General features: G+C 54.8%; 18 protein-coding genes. 17 read left to right on the forward strand and 1 reads right to left on the reverse strand.

The annotated features are described in order from the left end of the window. From RWS31_RS10755 to RWS31_RS10765, 3 genes are all read left to right on the forward strand, one after another. A partial coding sequence (locus RWS31_RS10755) for a gamma-glutamylcyclotransferase family protein (protein ID WP_314598260.1) occupies positions 1–458 on the forward strand: 458 nt, incomplete at its 5' end. Positions 459–519: 61 nt separating this feature from the next. Beyond that, positions 520–2,628 (forward strand): terminase TerL endonuclease subunit, encoded by a 2,109-nt coding sequence (locus RWS31_RS10760; RefSeq protein ID WP_314598262.1) that lies wholly within the window; start codon positions 520–522, stop codon positions 2,626–2,628. Positions 2,629–2,732: 104 nt separating this feature from the next. Then, positions 2,733–3,059: a hypothetical protein gene (locus RWS31_RS10765; RefSeq protein ID WP_314598263.1), complete on the forward strand. Its 327-nt coding sequence runs from the start codon at positions 2,733–2,735 to the stop codon at positions 3,057–3,059. A gap of 82 nt (positions 3,060–3,141) precedes the next feature. Here RWS31_RS10765 and RWS31_RS10770 read toward each other — a convergent pair whose 3' ends face one another. Continuing rightward, positions 3,142–3,912, reverse strand: coding sequence for a hypothetical protein (locus RWS31_RS10770; RefSeq protein ID WP_314598265.1), 771 nt, complete (start codon positions 3,910–3,912; stop codon positions 3,142–3,144). A gap of 147 nt (positions 3,913–4,059) precedes the next feature. On the opposite strand from RWS31_RS10770, the gene RWS31_RS10775 reads away from it, so the two are divergent. The 14 genes from RWS31_RS10775 (at position 4,060) to RWS31_RS10840 (ending at position 16,087) form a co-directional block, all read left to right on the forward strand. Beyond that, positions 4,060–5,316 carry a phage portal protein gene (locus RWS31_RS10775; RefSeq protein WP_314598268.1) on the forward strand — a complete coding sequence of 419 codons (1,257 nt, stop codon included), beginning with the start codon at positions 4,060–4,062 and terminating at the stop codon, positions 5,314–5,316. Further along, complete coding sequence (locus RWS31_RS10780) at positions 5,306–6,001, forward strand: head maturation protease, ClpP-related (protein WP_314598270.1); 696 nt, start codon at positions 5,306–5,308, stop codon at positions 5,999–6,001. Before RWS31_RS10775 ends, RWS31_RS10780 begins: the two co-directional genes overlap by 11 nt. A 13-nt stretch (positions 6,002–6,014) precedes the next feature. Next, positions 6,015–7,190 carry a phage major capsid protein gene (locus RWS31_RS10785; RefSeq protein WP_314598272.1) on the forward strand — a complete coding sequence of 392 codons (1,176 nt, stop codon included), beginning with the start codon at positions 6,015–6,017 and terminating at the stop codon, positions 7,188–7,190. 64 nt (positions 7,191–7,254) lie between these two features. Next, positions 7,255–7,530 (forward strand): head-tail connector protein, encoded by a 276-nt coding sequence (locus tag RWS31_RS10790; RefSeq protein ID WP_314598274.1) that lies wholly within the window; start codon positions 7,255–7,257, stop codon positions 7,528–7,530. Next, complete coding sequence (locus tag RWS31_RS10795; RefSeq protein ID WP_314598275.1) at positions 7,530–7,871, forward strand: head-tail adaptor protein; 342 nt, start codon at positions 7,530–7,532, stop codon at positions 7,869–7,871. The genes RWS31_RS10790 and RWS31_RS10795 overlap by 1 nt, the downstream gene beginning before the upstream one ends. Then, positions 7,861–8,250 carry an HK97 gp10 family phage protein gene (locus tag RWS31_RS10800; protein WP_314598276.1) on the forward strand — a complete coding sequence of 130 codons (390 nt, stop codon included), beginning with the start codon at positions 7,861–7,863 and terminating at the stop codon, positions 8,248–8,250. Before RWS31_RS10795 ends, RWS31_RS10800 begins: the two co-directional genes overlap by 11 nt. Continuing rightward, positions 8,247–8,612, forward strand: a complete 366-nt coding sequence (locus tag RWS31_RS10805; protein WP_314598277.1) for a DUF3168 domain-containing protein — start codon at positions 8,247–8,249, stop codon at positions 8,610–8,612. Before RWS31_RS10800 ends, RWS31_RS10805 begins: the two co-directional genes overlap by 4 nt. Further along, positions 8,612–9,208 carry a major tail protein gene (locus tag RWS31_RS10810; protein ID WP_314598279.1) on the forward strand — a complete coding sequence of 199 codons (597 nt, stop codon included), beginning with the start codon at positions 8,612–8,614 and terminating at the stop codon, positions 9,206–9,208. The genes RWS31_RS10805 and RWS31_RS10810 overlap by 1 nt, the downstream gene beginning before the upstream one ends. Positions 9,209–9,229: 21 nt before the next feature. After that, positions 9,230–9,541 (forward strand): phage tail assembly chaperone G, encoded by a 312-nt coding sequence (gpG, locus tag RWS31_RS10815; RefSeq protein ID WP_314598281.1) that lies wholly within the window; start codon positions 9,230–9,232, stop codon positions 9,539–9,541. Between the two features lie 170 nt (positions 9,542–9,711). Beyond that, positions 9,712–12,342, forward strand: coding sequence for a hypothetical protein (locus RWS31_RS10820; RefSeq protein WP_314598283.1), 2,631 nt, complete (start codon positions 9,712–9,714; stop codon positions 12,340–12,342). Then, the gene (locus RWS31_RS10825; protein WP_314598285.1) at positions 12,269–12,655 is read left to right on the forward strand and encodes a phosphoribosylformylglycinamidine cyclo-ligase; all 387 of its coding nucleotides are present in this window, start codon (positions 12,269–12,271) and stop codon (positions 12,653–12,655) included. Before RWS31_RS10820 ends, RWS31_RS10825 begins: the two co-directional genes overlap by 74 nt. 2 nt (positions 12,656–12,657) lie before the next feature. After that, positions 12,658–13,071, forward strand: a complete 414-nt coding sequence (locus tag RWS31_RS10830; protein WP_314598287.1) for a hypothetical protein — start codon at positions 12,658–12,660, stop codon at positions 13,069–13,071. Positions 13,072–13,083: 12 nt separating this feature from the next. After that, positions 13,084–14,031, forward strand: a complete 948-nt coding sequence (locus RWS31_RS10835; protein WP_314598288.1) for a hypothetical protein — start codon at positions 13,084–13,086, stop codon at positions 14,029–14,031. Between the two features lies 1 nt (position 14,032). Beyond that, entirely contained in the window at positions 14,033–16,087 is a 2,055-nt protein-coding gene (locus RWS31_RS10840) for a hypothetical protein (protein ID WP_314598289.1), read from the forward strand. Positions 16,088–16,186 lie beyond the last annotated feature (99 nt).

Below are 16,186 nucleotides of genomic sequence, written 5' to 3' on the forward strand. Positions count from 1 at the left end.
TCGCCTACGGCTCCAACATGGACTTGGAGCAGATGCAGAGCCGCTGCCCGGACGCGGAGCTTTTGGGAACGGGACGCTTGGAAGGTTGGCGGCTGATGTTCAAGGGAAGCAAGACGGGAGCCTATGCGACCATCGAGAAGGAGAAAGGGCAAAGTGTACCGATTCTGCTCTGGCGCATCACGGAGGCAGATGAAGAGCGGCTCGACCGCTATGAGGGCTTCCCGAACTTCTACTACAAGCGCACCGTCCAAGTCACTAAGACTAACGCAGACGGAAAGCCCTGCGGCAGAACGCGCGGCATGGCATACGTCATGCACGAGGAGAGAAAACTCGGCATTCCCTCCATGGAGTACTTCGACATTCTCCACAGAGCCTACTGCCGCTTCGGCTTCGACAGGAAGATTCTCGAAGAAGCCTACGGCTACACATGGGAGTGGGGGCGCAAGGCGAAAAGCTGAGACGAAAATACAGTTTGAGGAGATGCTTTCGGGCATCTCCTTTTGTGTTGGGGGTGATGAATTGCGAAAACTGACAGACTACAAGCCGACAAAGTTCATGGCACGGGATTCCATGTATGACAAAGCCGCTGCGGACTACGCTGTGGGCTTTATCGAATGCCTGTGCCATACGAAGGGAACGTGGGCAGGCAAACCGTTCGAACTCATCGACTGGCAGGAACGCATTATCCGTGACCTCTTTGGCATCTTGAAGCCGAATGGCTATCGGCAGTTCAACACGGCATATGTGGAGATTCCCAAGAAGCAAGGAAAACAGCTTGCTCTTGATACGAAAATCCCTACCCCCGAGGGATTTACCACAATGGGTGAAATTTGCGTCGGCGATACGGTTTTCGATGAAAATGGGAAGCCATGTCGCGTCGTCGCCAAAAGCGATGTGGATGATACGGAGCAAGCCTATCGCCTGACTTTCTGCGACGGCTCTTCCATCGTGGCGGGAGAGCGTCATCTGTGGAATGTGGAGCATATCATCGGGAAGCCGCAATCCGTGCTTTGGACGACGGGCGAAATCTACCGTCGGACGATGAAACACAGAGAAAAATATCGGGATAACGAGAAAGAAGCTCGCCGATCCATCATCCGCATCCCTGCGGCAAAGACGCTGCAGATTGAGGAAAGAAGTCTGCCCATTGCTCGCTCCTGTTTTCATTATCTGGCGGATATCGAGCCGCTTTCGGAGAAGATTCCGATGCAGTGCATCCAAGTGGACAGCATAAGCCATTGTTATCTGGTAGGGGAATCCTTCATTCCAACCCACAACAGCGAACTTGCTGCCGCCGTTGCACTCCTCCTTTGCTGTGGAGACGGCGAGGAGCGTGCCGAGGTGTATGGCTGTGCCGCCGATCGTCAGCAGGCGAGCATCGTATTCGAGGTCGCAGCCGACATGGTGCGGATGTGTCCCGCACTCAGCAAGCGAGTGAAGATTCTCGCCTCCCAGAAGCGCATGGTGTATTTGCCGACGAACAGCTTCTATCAAGTGCTCTCAGCGGAGGCCTATTCAAAGCACGGCTTCAATATCCACGGTGTCGTGTTCGATGAGCTGCACACGCAGCCGAATCGCAAGCTCTTTGACGTTATGACGAAGGGCTCTGGCGATGCGCGTATGCAGCCGCTCTATTTCCTCATCACGACAGCGGGGACAGATACACAGTCCATCTGTTACGAGACGCATCAGAAGGCGAAGGACATCTTAGAGGGAAGAAAAATCGACCAGACATTCTATCCTGTCATCTACGGCGCAAAGGAAGATGAGGACTGGACAGATCCCGAGGTCTGGAAGCGGTCCAATCCATCGCTCGGTATCACGGTCGGCATCGACAAGGTACAGGCGGCCTGCGATTCTGCACGTCAGAATCCCGCTGAGGAGAACAGCTTTCGGCAGTTGCGTCTGAATCAATGGGTCAAGCAGTCCGTGCGCTGGATGCCGATGGACAAATGGAATGCGTGCGCCGCGCCTGTGGATGCCGAAGCATTGGAAGGTCGCGTCTGCTACGGCGGACTTGACCTCTCGTCGACAACGGATGTCACGGCATTTGTGCTCGTGTTTCCTCCGACTGAGGAAGATGAGCCGTTTGCCGTGCTTCCGTATTTCTGGATTCCCGAGGAGAACATCGACCTGCGTGTGCGCCGCGACCATGTGCCCTATGATGTATGGCAGAAGCAGGGAGTTCTTATGACGACCGAGGGCAATGTCGTGCATTACGGCTACATCGAAAAATTCATTGAGCGGCTTGGCGAGCGGTTCAATATCCGGGAGATTGCCTTCGACCGCTGGGGAGCGGTGCAGATGGTTCAGAACCTCGAAGGAATGGGATTCACCGTTGTTCCCTTCGGGCAGGGCTTCAAGGATATGAGTCCGCCGACGAAGGAACTGATGAAATTGACGCTGGAAAAGAAAATAGCGCACGGCGGGCATCCCGTCATGCGCTGGATGGCAGACAACATCTTCGTTCGTATCGACCCTGCGGGCAACATCAAGGCGGACAAGGAGAAGTCCACCGAGAAGATCGACGGTATAATTGCGCTCATCATGGCGCTCGATCGTGCGATTCGGTGTGGGAATGATACGTCTGCGTCGGTGTATGATGAGCGAGGGATTTTGGTGTTTTAGAGCGATTGTATACACACATATGGCCTTGCTATTTCTCGGATAGTACGGGAATATACACATGCCGAAAGGGAAAACTGAAGAAACAAGAAACGGAGGAAAAGAAAATGACGAAGAAGGAAATTGCCGAGATCATTGAGAGCAAGGCCGCCGAGTACGGATTCACGATGCAGGAAAATACGATGGGTTGGGTAAACGAGAGCGACCGCGACACCTGCATCCGCATCGAAATTCGCAAAGAAACGGATTGCGAGAAGACGGATTGGGAAGCCCGCAAGGTTTGCCAGAGCATCAAAGCCAACGCCAGCATTTGCCAGATGGGTGGGAATCCCACACCGGAGGAACTTTTGAAAGCTGCCGACGAGATTGCGCGAGGCGCGAAATTCACCGCCGAAATCAACAGCATGGAGCTTTCCTGCATCGAAACCTTCTAACCTGAAACAAAAGGAGCGCCGCTCGGAAGGGTGGCGCTCCTGCTCATTACATAATTTGTTCTTGGATATTCTATTGTTCTATTCAATTCCAATATTTGCTCAACATGATATGGTTCATTCGACTGCCGAAGGAAAGGTATTCTCCACCGCCGATGGCATAGCATCCGCCGCTTGAATAGCGGTCATCATAATCGATTTTCGGGATGCTTTTCAGATGATAAGCCTGTGCAAATTCATACGGAGTGTTTTCGCAGTTTAGTCCTGAGCGGTCAAGCGAAGCAGAACTCCCCTTCATAAGGATGATGCGGTCAACCGTATTCGCGTCGAATGTGACTGCGATGCCTAGGCTACGATAATACCAACCATAGGTATTCACATAAGGAGATAGATTCCTTGTTTCTGCAGGAGCGCCGAGTACTTGTGCCACATCAGCTGAGGTCATACCCAAGTGAATGCCCGCAATTGATTCGTTGAACGACGGTTTTGTCATGTGATGCAGCATTTGGCTGCCATTTAGCTTGATGCTGTCTTGATCTGTACCACGAATATCCCATGTGAGATAAAGATTTCGTGTACCCGTACTCTCAAGGATTTCAAAGCGCCCAGCACCATTCGAACTGCTGCCTGCAAAGTCGTATGCAGCGAGAACACGACAATCGTTGATAAAGCCATCTTGAATCCAAAGAATTCGGTTGCCGGCGGTATCGTACCAGTCTCCCGCCATTAAGTTCAACACTTTCGTTATGTATTTTTGCTCCATTTTTGAAGCGACTGCTGTCTGCGGAGCAAAGAGACTGACGAGCAGGGGGATAACGAGAAGCATCATATAGAAAAAGCGTTGATGTGCGGTCATGAGATATCTCCTTTCCACTCCTATTCATTATGACGGGATTGTATGACAATCATTGAATATATGTCATTATAGCACAATAGCGAGTAAATCAGGGAGATGATTTCGTTAAACCGCAGAAAATCCTTTTTATAAAGAAAGGGGAATTCCATGAACCTATTCAGCAAACTCTTTCGTTCGCGGGACAAGCCCAAGAATCATCTTGGCGGCTTGTCCTTTTTGTTTGGGCAGACGGCGGCGGGCAAGGCGGTCAATGAGCGCACTGCCATGCAGACGACAGCGGTCTACGCCTGTGTGCGCATCCTCGCCGAATCCATCGCGTGTTTGCCGCTTGCTATCTATCGTCGTTCGGAAACTGGCAAGGAAATCGCATACGAGCATCCGCTGTATTTCCTGCTCCACGATGCGCCGAACCCGGAGATGACGAGTTTCATCTTGCGCGAAACACTCATGGCTCATCTTCTCCTTTGGGGAAATGCCTACGCCCAGATACTTCGGGATGGCAGAGGGCGCGTTCTCGGACTCTATCCGCTCCTCCCGGACAAGATGGAAGTCAGCCGCGACAGCCGCACGGGAGAAATCTACTACACCTATACACGAAGCACGGAAGAAAATCCGAACTTCAAGGACAAGGGGCAGATTCGTCTGCGCCGCGAAGATGTCCTGCACATCCCCGGACTCGGCTTCGATGGCCTTGTCGGCTACTCGCCCATCGCCATGGCAAAGAACGCCATCGGTATCGCTCTGGCAACGGAGGAATATGGAGCGGCATTTTTCAGGAACGGTGCGCGTCCGGGCGGAGTGCTTGAGCATCCGGGTGTTTTGAAAGACCCATCGAAGCTCCGTGAGAGCTGGCACGCCGTTTACGGCGGCACAATGAATACTGGCAGGATTGCCGTACTGGAAGAGGGCGTCAAGTATCAGCAGATTGCCATCCCGCCAGAGGAAGCTCAGTTCCTTGAGACGAGAAAGTTCCAGATCGACGAGATTGCGCGGCTCTATCGCGTGCCGCCGCACATGATTGGCGACTTGGAAAAATCCAGCTTCAACAATATCGAGCAGCAGTCGTTGGAGTTCGCCAAGTACACGCTGAATCCATGGGTGGTGCGTTGGGAGCAGTCGCTGCAGAAAGCCCTGCTTACGGATAAGGAGCGGAAGGAATATTTCATCCGCTTCAAAGTCGATGGACTTTTGCGCGGAGACTACAAGAGTCGCATGGAAGGGTATGCCATCGGCAGACAGAATGGCTGGCTCTCCGCGAACGATATCCGAAGCCTCGAAGACCTCAATCCAATTGAGGGTGATGAAGGCGGCGACCTCTATCTCATCAACGGCAGTATGACGAAGCTCAAGGATGCTGGATTGTTCGCGAATAAACAGCAGTGGGGGGAAAATGATGAAACGTAAATTTTGGAACTGGGTACGAAACGAAGGGGAGAAGCGCACACTGCTCCTTGACGGCGAGATTTCTGACGAGACGTGGTTCGGCGATGAAGTCACGCCTGCCATTTTCCGCGAGGAATTGAACTCGGCTAAAGGTGACGTTATCTTGTGGCTCAACTCGCCCGGCGGCGATTGCTTCGCAGCGGCGCAGATCTACAACATGCTCATGGACTATCCGGGAAAAGTCACCATCAAGATCGACGGTCTTGCGGCATCGGCGGCATCCGTCATCGCGATGGCAGGTTCGACCGTGGAAATATCTCCTGTAGGCATGGTAATGATCCACAATCCTATGACCATTTCCATCGGCGACGCACACGAGATGGAACGCGCCATCGCACTGCTTGCCGAGGTCAAGGAGAGCATCATCAACGCCTACGAGATCAAGACCGGAATGTCGCGTGCGAAGATTTCGCGGCTCATGGATGCCGAGACATGGATGAATGCGAAGAAGGCGGTGGAGTTGGGTTTCGCCGATGCGATTCTCAACGGAGAAAAGGAACGCCCAACAAGTGACGAAGCGGATGGCCTGATCTTCTCTCGCGCCGCTGTCACAAACTCCCTGCTCTCGAAATTCGGACAGGGCAAGCAACTGAACAAAGTCGATGCGGAGTCGCTCAAGAAGCGGCTCTTTTCTATTGCACACTGAGGAGGAAGATACGATGGACAAGATTTTGGCAATGCGTGAAAAGCGTGCGGCTCTCTGGGAGCAGGCAAAGACGTTCTTGGATGAACACACGCAGGAAGGCAGCCTCTCGGCAGAGGATGCCAAAGCATACGAGCAGATGGAGAACGAGGTTCTCGCGCTCGGCAAGGACATCGAGCGCATGGAGCGGCAGGCGATTCTCGATGCGGAACTTTCACGTCCTGTCAGGCAGCCCATCACCAATATGCCGGGCGCATCTTTGGGCAAAGAGCAGACGGGCAGGGCGAGCGACGCCTACCGCGCCGCGATGCTCAAGGCGCTGCGCACGAATTTCCGACAGGTTGAGAACGTCCTGCAGGAAGGCACGGACGCAAGCGGCGGCTATCTCGTGCCAGAGGAGTACGACAAGCGCCTTATCGACGTACTCAGCGAGGAGAATGTCCTGCGTTCCTTGGCGACGACGATCACGACGAGCGGAGAGCACAAGATCAACATCGCGGCCACGAAGCCTGCGGCATCGTGGATTGAGGAAGGCGCACCGCTCACCTTCGGCGATGCGACTTTCGATCAGATCGTCCTCGACGCGCACAAGCTCCATGTTGCCGTCAAGGTCACGGAGGAACTGCTCTACGACAATGCCTTCAACCTTGAGAACTACCTGATTGAGCAGTTCGGCAAGGCGCTCGGCAATGCCGAAGAGGATGCCTTCCTCAATGGCGACGGCGTGCATAAGCCGAAGGGGCTTCTTGCTACGGGGCAGACTTCCCTCACCACAGCGGCGGCCGACATCAAGGCGGACGAACTTGTGACGCTCGTCTACAGCCTCAAGCGTCCCTACCGCAAGAATGCGGCGTTCCTCATCAACGATCAGACGCTTGCAAGCATCCGCAAGCTCAAGGACAACAACGGCGCCTATCTGTGGCAGCCCTCGTACCAGATGGGCGAACCCGACCGCCTGCTCGGCTATCCCGTCCACACCTCGGCATATATGCCTGCGGCTGCGGCAGGGAAGATCGCACTCGCTTTCGGCGACTACGCCTACTACAACATCGGCGATCGCGGCACGCGCTCGTTGCAGGAACTCAAGGAGCTTTTCGCGGGGAACGGCATGGTGGCGTACCTTATGAAGGAGCGCGTCGACGGCAAGCTCGTGCTGGCAGAAGCCGTGCAGCTGCTGAAGATCAAGGGATAAGGAAGAGAGCCGCTACATCAATGGGTGCAGCGGCTTTTCTTATGATGAAAGGAGATGCGTCTATATGCTTGTATCGCTCGAAGAAATTAAAGGCTATCTGCGCATCGACTCGGATGCCGAAGACAGCCTACTCACTTCCCTTGCAGATACAGCGGAGCAGCTTTCTCTGGCGATTCTTCGTGCTAAGTCGTGGAAGGAAGTCAAGAAGCAGGAAGCGGCAAGGACAGCGGTTTTCTATGCCGTTGCGTATCTCTACGAGCATCGCGAAGAGGCTGATCATCGGAAGCTCGCCTTGACGCTTCGTGCTCTTTTGTTTGGAGAGCGAAAGGAGAGTTTCTAGTGTACGTCAACATTGGCGAATTGTGTCATCGCATCACGGTGCTGCGTCCGCGGGATGCGCCCGACGAGGCGGGCAATCTCGTCGAGCAGAGCCGCGAGAGGTACTGCATGTGCTGGGCGAAGGTTCTGCCGTTCGCGGCGAAAATCTCGGACGGATATGCCGAGCAGGTCAAGGAAGTTGAGTATCGCGTCGTTATGCGCTATCGGGAAGACATCCGAGATACGGACTTCATCCAATGGGGAAACAAGGTGTTGGCAATCAAAGCGCCGCCTTATGGCATGGACGGCAGGAAGCGATGGCTTGTCATCGAGTGCAGGGAGTTGGTGGAAGATGAGCCGTGACTTTGTTTCTACGAGAGAATTGCTGAACCGGATGGGCAAGGGCGCTATGGATGCGGCGAAAAGAGCCTTAGCAGAAGGTGCGGAAGCCGTCAAGACGGAAGCGAAAAGCCGCTGTCCCGTCTATCGGGGGAGAGATAAGCGCGTCGTGCCAGGTGCGCTCCGGGAGTCCATCCACTGCGTCAGGCGCGGAGGCGGTACGTCGTGGCGCATTGTGGCTGACGCGCAAGCGCCCGACGGCACAGCTTATGGCAAACTCGTCGAGTTCAGCCCGAAGATCAACCAGCCGTTTCTCTATCCCGCGCTCGATGCCGAGCGGGATGCCATCAAGAAGAACATCGTCGAAGCCGTCAAGGCGGCATTGCGGAGGGAAGGAAGATGAGTATAGCCAGCAAGGTTTATCAAGCATTGGCGGCATCTAAATCACTTTGCCGACTCTTGCATCGCGACCGCAGAGGATGCGGCATCTATCACGGCAGAAGCCCTGATGCGGGAAGCTATCCCGTCCTCGTATATTCCGTTATCTCCGACGTTCCCGCCCTGTCGGCAGACGGTGTGGAGATGGAGCGGCGCGTGACCGTGCGTTTGCACATCCTCACGAAGGATGGCGCGTGCGAGAAAATCGAGGATGCCGCAAGGAAGGTCATGGACACTCTCGGCTTTCGTCGCTATCAGTCGATGGAGCTGGCGGAAAAGCACGCCTTTGTAAAAATCATGGATTTCAAAACAGGAGTTGAAGCATAATGCCAAGTCCAACCGTAACAGCGCCCGCCGCCAATCTCACGAGCGGGCAGTTCATCAATGTGGAAAAGCTTCATATCGCCAAGATGCTGACGGATGTGCCGAACGGCACGGCGACGTATGAACCACCCATCAGTCTGGGCAAGATTCTGCGAAAAGTGGACATCAAGCCCAAGACGAGCCAGGCGGAACTTTTCGCCGACGGACAGTCCATCGACACAGCGGCGAATACCGCCTCGTATGACTTGACCTTCGACACGTCGGCGCTCCCCTTGGAATATGTCGCCTATCTCTTCGGGCATAAGATCGACAAGGGTGTCATGACAGCAAGCAAGGATGACGTACCGCCGTACTTCGCCGTCATGTTCCAATCGGACAAGAGGAACGGCAAAAAGAGGTTCACGAAGTTCTTCAAAGTCCAATTTGTCGAGCCTTCGGAATCGGGCAATACGAAGGAAGAGAACATCAAGTACGACACGCCGACCATCTCGGCGAAAGCGATCTATCGCCTGTCGGACGGGCAGTCGTATGCGAAAGCCGATGAGGAGGCGACGGGCTTCATCGGCGAAACCGGAACGAAGTGGTACGAAAGCGTTTGAGGAAAGGCGGGGAAATCTCCAATGGAAACACCGACGATTACGCTCTACGGCAGGAAGTATGCGCCGAATCCTCCCAAGATGAAGGTGTGGCGCAGATTCCTCGCCTTCTTCGATGAGGATAAGAAGAATCTCAGCGTCGAGGAATTTCTTGATGCGGAAATCGACCTCATCCTCCTCGCTTTCGATCGCGAGGAAGTCACGCGAGAAGCCATCGACGACAACATCGAGGTCGCGGACATCGTGCCTCTGACACGAGAGCTTTTCCGCTGGATTCAATCACTGACCTTCCAGAAACTCGTGAAGCTCCCAAACGACGAGGCGGGGAAGGCGTAACGCTTTCCCCGTATCAGAACATCCTGCGCTACTACGAGCGCCTGCAGTCCTCCTACGGCTGGACGATGCAGGAGGTCGACGCTCATGAGATCGCCTTCCTCTTAGACCAACTTTTGGCAATAACGCAGACCGAAGAGGAAGGCCAAAAATTCATTGACGATGTGATGTAAATGGCAAGAGGACAGAAAATCGACGAGCTGTATATCAGTCTCGGTTTGGACATCGCACGCCTGCAGCTCGACTTCGATACGGCAGGCCGCACGGTGTCCGAGACGATTTCAAGGCTCAACAGCAGGAGCAGTCAGCTGAAACTCAAGATGGACGTCGACCTCGCCAAGCTCGACGGCGCGGGAACGGAGCTTGACAAGATCAAGGTCAAGTATGAAGCCATCAACCGCCAGCTGGACATCCAACGAAAGAAAGAAGAAATTCTCGCCAATGTGCTCAAGGATGTGCAGAAAGCCGACAAGGACGGCGCACGCACGCGCTATGCCGAGACGAACCTACTGAAACAGCAGCGGCAGGTCGCACAGTTGGAAGCGGAACTCCGAAAGCTCAATGCCGAGATGAAGACGACGGGCAGCCGCGCAAAGTCGATGGGGCAGAAACTTTCGGCAGGTTTTTCAGCTGCCAAGGGAGGAGTTCACAGCCTGTCGGAAGGCGTGTCCATTTTGAACGCCAAGACAGCGGCTCTTATGGCGGTATTTACATCGGGCGCAGGACTGTTCAACATCACGCACGACGCGATGCAGGCGGGCGAGAGTATCTACCGTTTGACGAAACGCCTGCATACAACGACGGCGGAAGCTGCACAGATGAGCCGAGTGTTCAGCTTGGCAGGTACGAACATCGACTCGCTCGTGCCGCTCTTTGCAAGGCTCGACCGACAGATCGAAGCAGCAGGTGCGAAGGGCAATATGACGACCGAAGCCTTGAACCGTTTTGGCATCGCACTGACGGATGAAAAAGGCAATCTCTTGGGGCTAAACGAGCAGTTGGAACGTCTCGCCAAAGGCTATCGAAGCGCGGCAGAAGCAGGCGAAGAGGAAGCCTTTACCGCCGAAGTCCTCGGCGCAAGGGGCGCGGCGCTCATCCCCGTTTTGGAACAGTACGACGACCTTATGGAAGTCGCCGCACACGTCAAGACGACGGGGCTGCTCAATCCAGAAGAAGCGCATCAAGCGTATCTCAAATGGCGCGAGATGGAGATGGAAGCGGGGCAGCTCAAGCTGGCTCTCGGCTCTGCACTTTTGCCTGTCGCAGAAGACCTGATGCCCAACGTCATAGACAGATTCCAAGACCTCATCGGCTGCATCCAGGACAACAAGGACTCCATCGAGGAACTTGCCAATGTAGTCGATGCTTTCGCACGCGCTTCCATAGACGTATTGGACGGCGTGGCAGATGCCATGGAGAGCATCGGCGTCAATGCAGAGTCTGTCAAGGAAACCTTGCACGATATTGGCACGTTCGCCAAGCATGGCGGCATCAAGACTACGGTGGATGCGATGCTCGTCGGAGCTGGCACGGGCGCTTTGGCAGGAACACTGGTAGAGCCGGGCGGCGGTACGCTCGTCGGCGGCATCGGCGGCGCGATCGTCGGAGGCATCGGTGCATATGAGGCCGCCACGAGCAGCCAGAAGTTCAAGGACTGGCAGGCGGCGGACGATGCTTTGCGTGCGGAGAAGAAAGCCGCCAAGGAAGCGGAAAAGGCGCTGCAGGACGAGAGCCGCGCACAAAAAGAGGGGGCGAAAGCGGCACGGGAGAATGCCACTGCCGTCCGCGCTGCCGCCAAGGCGAATGAGGACTGGAAAGAAAGCCTGTTCACACTCTCACACAGCGACCTTGAAAATGCGCTGCATGAAGCCGCCAGACAAGCAGAGAAGTTTCGTCAGTCGGGTGCGGACGCGCAGATGGTGGAAGAATATCGGCTGCAGAAGCAGGCAAAAATTTACGAGGATTTCCAACGCAATGTCGTAGAGAAAACGGAATCCATCCATCGCACGGAGTTGGATAACCGGCTCGCGCAGATCGACGAGGAAGAGCGTGCCTATCGCCGTCAAGGCTTGGACAAGGTCAGCGCCGCCAACTGGGCAGAGGCGAGCAAGGCGCGGATTATGGAGCAGTGGGAGACGGAAGTTGCCTCCAAGATCGACAGCATCTGGAAGACTTCGTTGGAAAACCGTCTGGCGGACATCGAGCGCGAGAAAAAAGCGTGGATGCAGAAGGGCTTGGATGAGGTGAAGGTGGCGAAATGGGCAGAGAAGGAGAAGCTCGACGCCCGAAGAAATGCCGCCCTGGAAGCTCTCAAGAGCCAGAAGAAAGAGTTGGAAGCATTCCGCAAGGGCGGCACGAGCGGACTGCTAGATTACCTGCGTGAATCGAATGGGCTGACAAAGGACGATCTGAATTTTCGCCCCGAAGAGCTTGCGCGATTCCAAAAAGCACGGCAGACAGCTTTGGAAGATATTCTGCCGAACTTCGCGCCAAGGCGAGAAAGAGAGCCGGGAGAAATCAAGATCACGCTCGGGAACGAAGTCATGGAACGTCTTGCAGGAACGCTTGAAAACGGCATGACACAGAAGGTTATGGACAGGCTCAACACGCCATCCGTGAGGGAATCTTCGCCACGAGGGGGAAGCACATCGACGGCAAACATCGAAGTGCAGGTGAACATAGAAAACGCCGTGACACAGGACAACGAGGGGATGCGGCTCTTGGCAGATCATGTGGCCGACCGCATTCGTCCCGCTGTCGAGCGTGCTTTGGGAGGGGATTCCAATTCATATTCAAATTGGTGATGTGCGGACGCTTGAAGCGGAGAACTGGCAAGTCTTGCCCGACGACCGTCAGCGCATGGTGGAAATCGTCGGCGGTGCGGTCGTGCAGGATTTCGGACACGTCGCTCAAGGCGACCGCATCTCCTGCAATGCCACGGTACTGGCGGCAGACTGGGAGAAAATCAAGAGATACTGGGACGGGCGCGAGAAGGTGGACATCAAAGACGAGGCGGGGAATGTCTGGCGCAATATGCGCGTGACGGTGAAGGCATACGCCTATGTGCCGCACTTTTCTAAGGTGTATAAGCTCACACTGGAATTTTGGAGGGTATGACTATGGCGAACAAGCTGCACATCTATATGAACAATCCGACAAAAAACATGAAGGACGGCACGGAAGCCAGCACAGATACGGAAACCTCGCCCATCGCAGTCCTGCTGGATGCGGCAAAAGAAGAGGAGAAGGCCGTCAAATGCGCCGTGCGCTGCGATTCCGGCTACAAAGTTGAAGGCGCAGTCACGATCAAGTTCGTCGGCACGAACGCCGCCAAGTGGAAGGCCGCTCAAGACAACAACTACACGGCAGATACGGTCTTGGCTTCCGCTGATTGGAAAGACACAATCTCCCTGCAAAGCGTTGGCGAAGGCAACGTCATCTTCTGGGTCAAGGCGATGAGCACATCGGATGAAAGCCCGAAGAACGACACCACGGTCGACGTGCAGGCAGAAGGGCTGATCGTAGAAGTCTGAGGAGGTGATTCCATGGCGTTTAAGTATATCAATCCCGGATATGCCAATCTGCTCGACACCGATACGGGGACGTCGGTAGAAGGAGCAAAGTACAGCAAGACGGGCACGGCTTTCTGGCAGCCGAAAGCGAAATGCGGCATCGTACTTACCGAACCGCTGACGGAGCTTTACGGAAAATTTGACGTCTATCTGCACCATGAAAGTAATTCGAGTCCTGACGATGTGGATATTAGAATTTTGGCCGACGGACGCCATGGGGCAGGTGTGCAAAAGAACTACGGCGATTGGATTCTTTGTGGATATATAAGTCACTCGGCAGAAATCTATATCAGAAAATATGCTGACGCACCGGAAGAATTCAAGGCAGCAACACACCTCAAGCTGGAAAATATCAATACAGTTTATTTCCACATCAAGCAGGATGCAGGGACAAAAAAAGGCGAGATAAATCTCTGGGTGAATGGTGTGAAGATCGGTACCGGGCAGCGGGATAACGTGGATCTCCGAAACAGTAAGATGATCGAGATCGTGAGCACAAAAAAGTACGGGCTTCTTTCCAATATCATCTTGTCGGATACCGTAATTGATCCAAGGGAGCAGGTCATCCTGCTGCCGAGTACGACGGTCGAGACGACGATGGCAGATTCCGGCAATGGCATGTATACGGCGACATCTCCCGGTCAGGTGCTTTTGCAGACTGTGGACACGGCGGCGCTTGTAGCAACGTATGGGGAAGAATCCCAAGTGACGGGTATCGCACTTGTCGGCAATCCTGCATATCGGACGGCTGAAGGTCTTTGTACGCTTACGGCGCTTGAGAAAAATGGTGAGACCGTTACGGAGTACGGCAAGCACATTCTGAAAGGTCAGTCGATAGGCGGCATCGTGGACAGCCGCGCTGTTTCCTTGCGCTTGGCGGAATTGACAGGGAGAAAGTTCGGCTGGAAGGCAGGAGAATAGGATGGACGCTTCGCTGAAACCGCAGCTTTGGATTTCATGGATTCCTGTGGGCAAGGAAGTCCTCGCTCCGAAGATATACATGACATGGATTCCGAGGGGGATCGAATGTCTGCGTCCTCAACTATACGGCACGATCCTCCCCGCGTCTAAGCACAGGGAGACGGTGAGTGTAGATACCAAGCGCCAAGTTGCCGAAACAGCTGAAGCAAGAGCAGACAGTCAAAGGCAGGTTTGCAGCACCAGCCGCATTGCCGCAGATACGAGACGAACAATCACCTCCTCTGCCATCGACTGGACGAGCGCCAAACTTTTGCGGCGTGTTGCACAAAGAAATACGGCTTCTGCCGCCACGCGAAGATGCGTAGGCGGCATTTATGTCTGCATCCGCTGTGATACTTACCGCACGCTATCTCCGAACTACTGCATCGTGCGTGGGGCGACAGGGCGCGAAGTCGTCAAGCGGGAGACGGTTCGTTGCGACACCAAGCGCACGCCGGGCATGGGGAATCGCGTGGCGGCGAAAACGCGGCGCAAACTCGGCAGGGGAAATGTCGCCAAAGCGGCACTGCGCCGTACCGTCGTGACACGGGTGCGCGTTCGCTTCGACACCTTGCTCCGCATTCCGCATGTGCTCGAATACGTCAAAACATCCCGAGGAAGAAGAAGCAAGCGTGCCGTAGCGCAGATCGCCGACAACTTCCGCGCTCGCGGCATCCGCTCCTTTGCCGTCACACTCGGAGAGATGACGCTCTCCGATACTTTTCAAATGGAAACAGTGCAGCCGCTTGCCATCGGCGATGCCGTGCGCGGTCAGCTCTTAGATTATCGCTTCTCCTTCCTCGTGGAAGAAACCCTCCAACGCGATTTGCTTCAAACGGTGAAAGGCGCGTACAGCAAGGACGCAACGCTCTACTCCGCCATCCGCATCTTCGTGAAAGAAGCGAAAGCGTCGTATTACGCGCAGTCCATCGCCGCCGCGCTCGGCTTGCAGCTCCATTGGGCGTGCGATGACTTTACGCCGTCGCAGAACTTTGAGGACAGCGGCATGACATATCAAGACTTCATCTCCGCGCTCTTTGGTTGGACGGCGAAACTGCCGCAGAGACAGGTCAATGTTTTTATCCGCGAAGATACGCTGCATATCGTCCAGCGCGGCAAAGAGGAATCCGTCCTCGACATCACAGACTGGCCGCATGGCAGGCCGACCGTGGAGCGTCGCCTTGTGCGCTCCTTGTGGCACAGCGGCCACGCTTCCGAGACGGCAGGCAATGCCTACAACGAGGAAGATACCGAGCCAGTCCCCTTTACGGGAACAATCTCTTGGGAAGAAATGAGCCGCACTTACCACAACGGCTTTCTGACAAGCGAAACGAATGAGAAAGGCATGACGCGATACACCTATCATGGCGAATATTTGACGAGCAAGCAGACGCACAATAAGGACGGCTCTACCGCTCGCACGGAATACACCTACGCTGAAACCGAGCGAGATGTGTATCTCGTCAAAGAATGGGAGCGCACGACAGAACCCATCAACGACGGGAAGAAGCACACGGAATACGACTGGACGGACTGGAACAACGAGCGCGGCACGGAACGCATCACTTACCACGCGCCACTGGGCTACGGCTGGTATGCGACGACCGTCTATGTCGACGGCAATCTTGAGGGCAGCACGCTCTCGCAGGGAAAGCCCGGCGGCAAGGCAAGCCGCTTCACGGTCGAGCAGTCCAATCTCAGCCTTGGCTCGCGCTACTCAGGCGATGATGATGATGCACCCTTCACCTCGCTGATTGATACGGAATTTCCCGTCAAGGGCGAAGCGTACCTGAAGGAACTGACACAGGCAATTCTGTGGCTCAACCGCAAGACGCAAGAAATCGTCACGCTGGAAGTCTACGCGAACATTCAAGACGGTGTGCCGGATGTTGGGCATATCGCTGATTTTACGGAGCGCATAAAATTCGAGGGGCAGGAATATTTCCTGCAGTCGAATGCCGTCGAGCTTACGCCGCGCTCCCTCAAGCAAACCATAAAGATGACGAGGTGGTATTGACTATGAACGGTGTACAAGGGTTGATGGATGCTCTGCGTAAGAGGGTCAAAGATACACGAGAGAAACAGGAAGGCAAGGCGCAGAGGGGCGTGATTCAAG

The organism is uncultured Selenomonas sp., assembly GCF_963528755.1.
Classification (GTDB): domain Bacteria; phylum Bacillota; class Negativicutes; order Selenomonadales; family Selenomonadaceae; genus Selenomonas.

Coding starts and splice junctions, on each gene's coding strand:
- RWS31_RS10820 (WP_314598283.1), top strand. CDS start 9,712: ATGGCAAGAGGACAGAAAATCGACGAGCTGTATATCAGTCTCGGTTTG.
- RWS31_RS10805 (WP_314598277.1), top strand. CDS start 8,247: ATGAGTATAGCCAGCAAGGTTTATCAAGCATTGGCGGCATCTAAATCA.
- RWS31_RS10785 (WP_314598272.1), top strand. CDS start 6,015: ATGGACAAGATTTTGGCAATGCGTGAAAAGCGTGCGGCTCTCTGGGAG.
- RWS31_RS10775 (WP_314598268.1), top strand. CDS start 4,060: ATGAACCTATTCAGCAAACTCTTTCGTTCGCGGGACAAGCCCAAGAAT.
- RWS31_RS10790 (WP_314598274.1), top strand. CDS start 7,255: ATGCTTGTATCGCTCGAAGAAATTAAAGGCTATCTGCGCATCGACTCG.
- RWS31_RS10800 (WP_314598276.1), top strand. CDS start 7,861: ATGAGCCGTGACTTTGTTTCTACGAGAGAATTGCTGAACCGGATGGGC.
- RWS31_RS10765 (WP_314598263.1), top strand. CDS start 2,733: ATGACGAAGAAGGAAATTGCCGAGATCATTGAGAGCAAGGCCGCCGAG.
- RWS31_RS10830 (WP_314598287.1), top strand. CDS start 12,658: ATGGCGAACAAGCTGCACATCTATATGAACAATCCGACAAAAAACATG.
- RWS31_RS10780 (WP_314598270.1), top strand. CDS start 5,306: ATGAAACGTAAATTTTGGAACTGGGTACGAAACGAAGGGGAGAAGCGC.
- RWS31_RS10770 (WP_314598265.1), bottom strand. CDS start 3,912: ATGACCGCACATCAACGCTTTTTCTATATGATGCTTCTCGTTATCCCC.
- gpG (WP_314598281.1), top strand. CDS start 9,230: ATGGAAACACCGACGATTACGCTCTACGGCAGGAAGTATGCGCCGAAT.
- RWS31_RS10840 (WP_314598289.1), top strand. CDS start 14,033: ATGGACGCTTCGCTGAAACCGCAGCTTTGGATTTCATGGATTCCTGTG.
- RWS31_RS10810 (WP_314598279.1), top strand. CDS start 8,612: ATGCCAAGTCCAACCGTAACAGCGCCCGCCGCCAATCTCACGAGCGGG.
- RWS31_RS10825 (WP_314598285.1), top strand. CDS start 12,269: ATGTGGCCGACCGCATTCGTCCCGCTGTCGAGCGTGCTTTGGGAGGGG.
- RWS31_RS10835 (WP_314598288.1), top strand. CDS start 13,084: ATGGCGTTTAAGTATATCAATCCCGGATATGCCAATCTGCTCGACACC.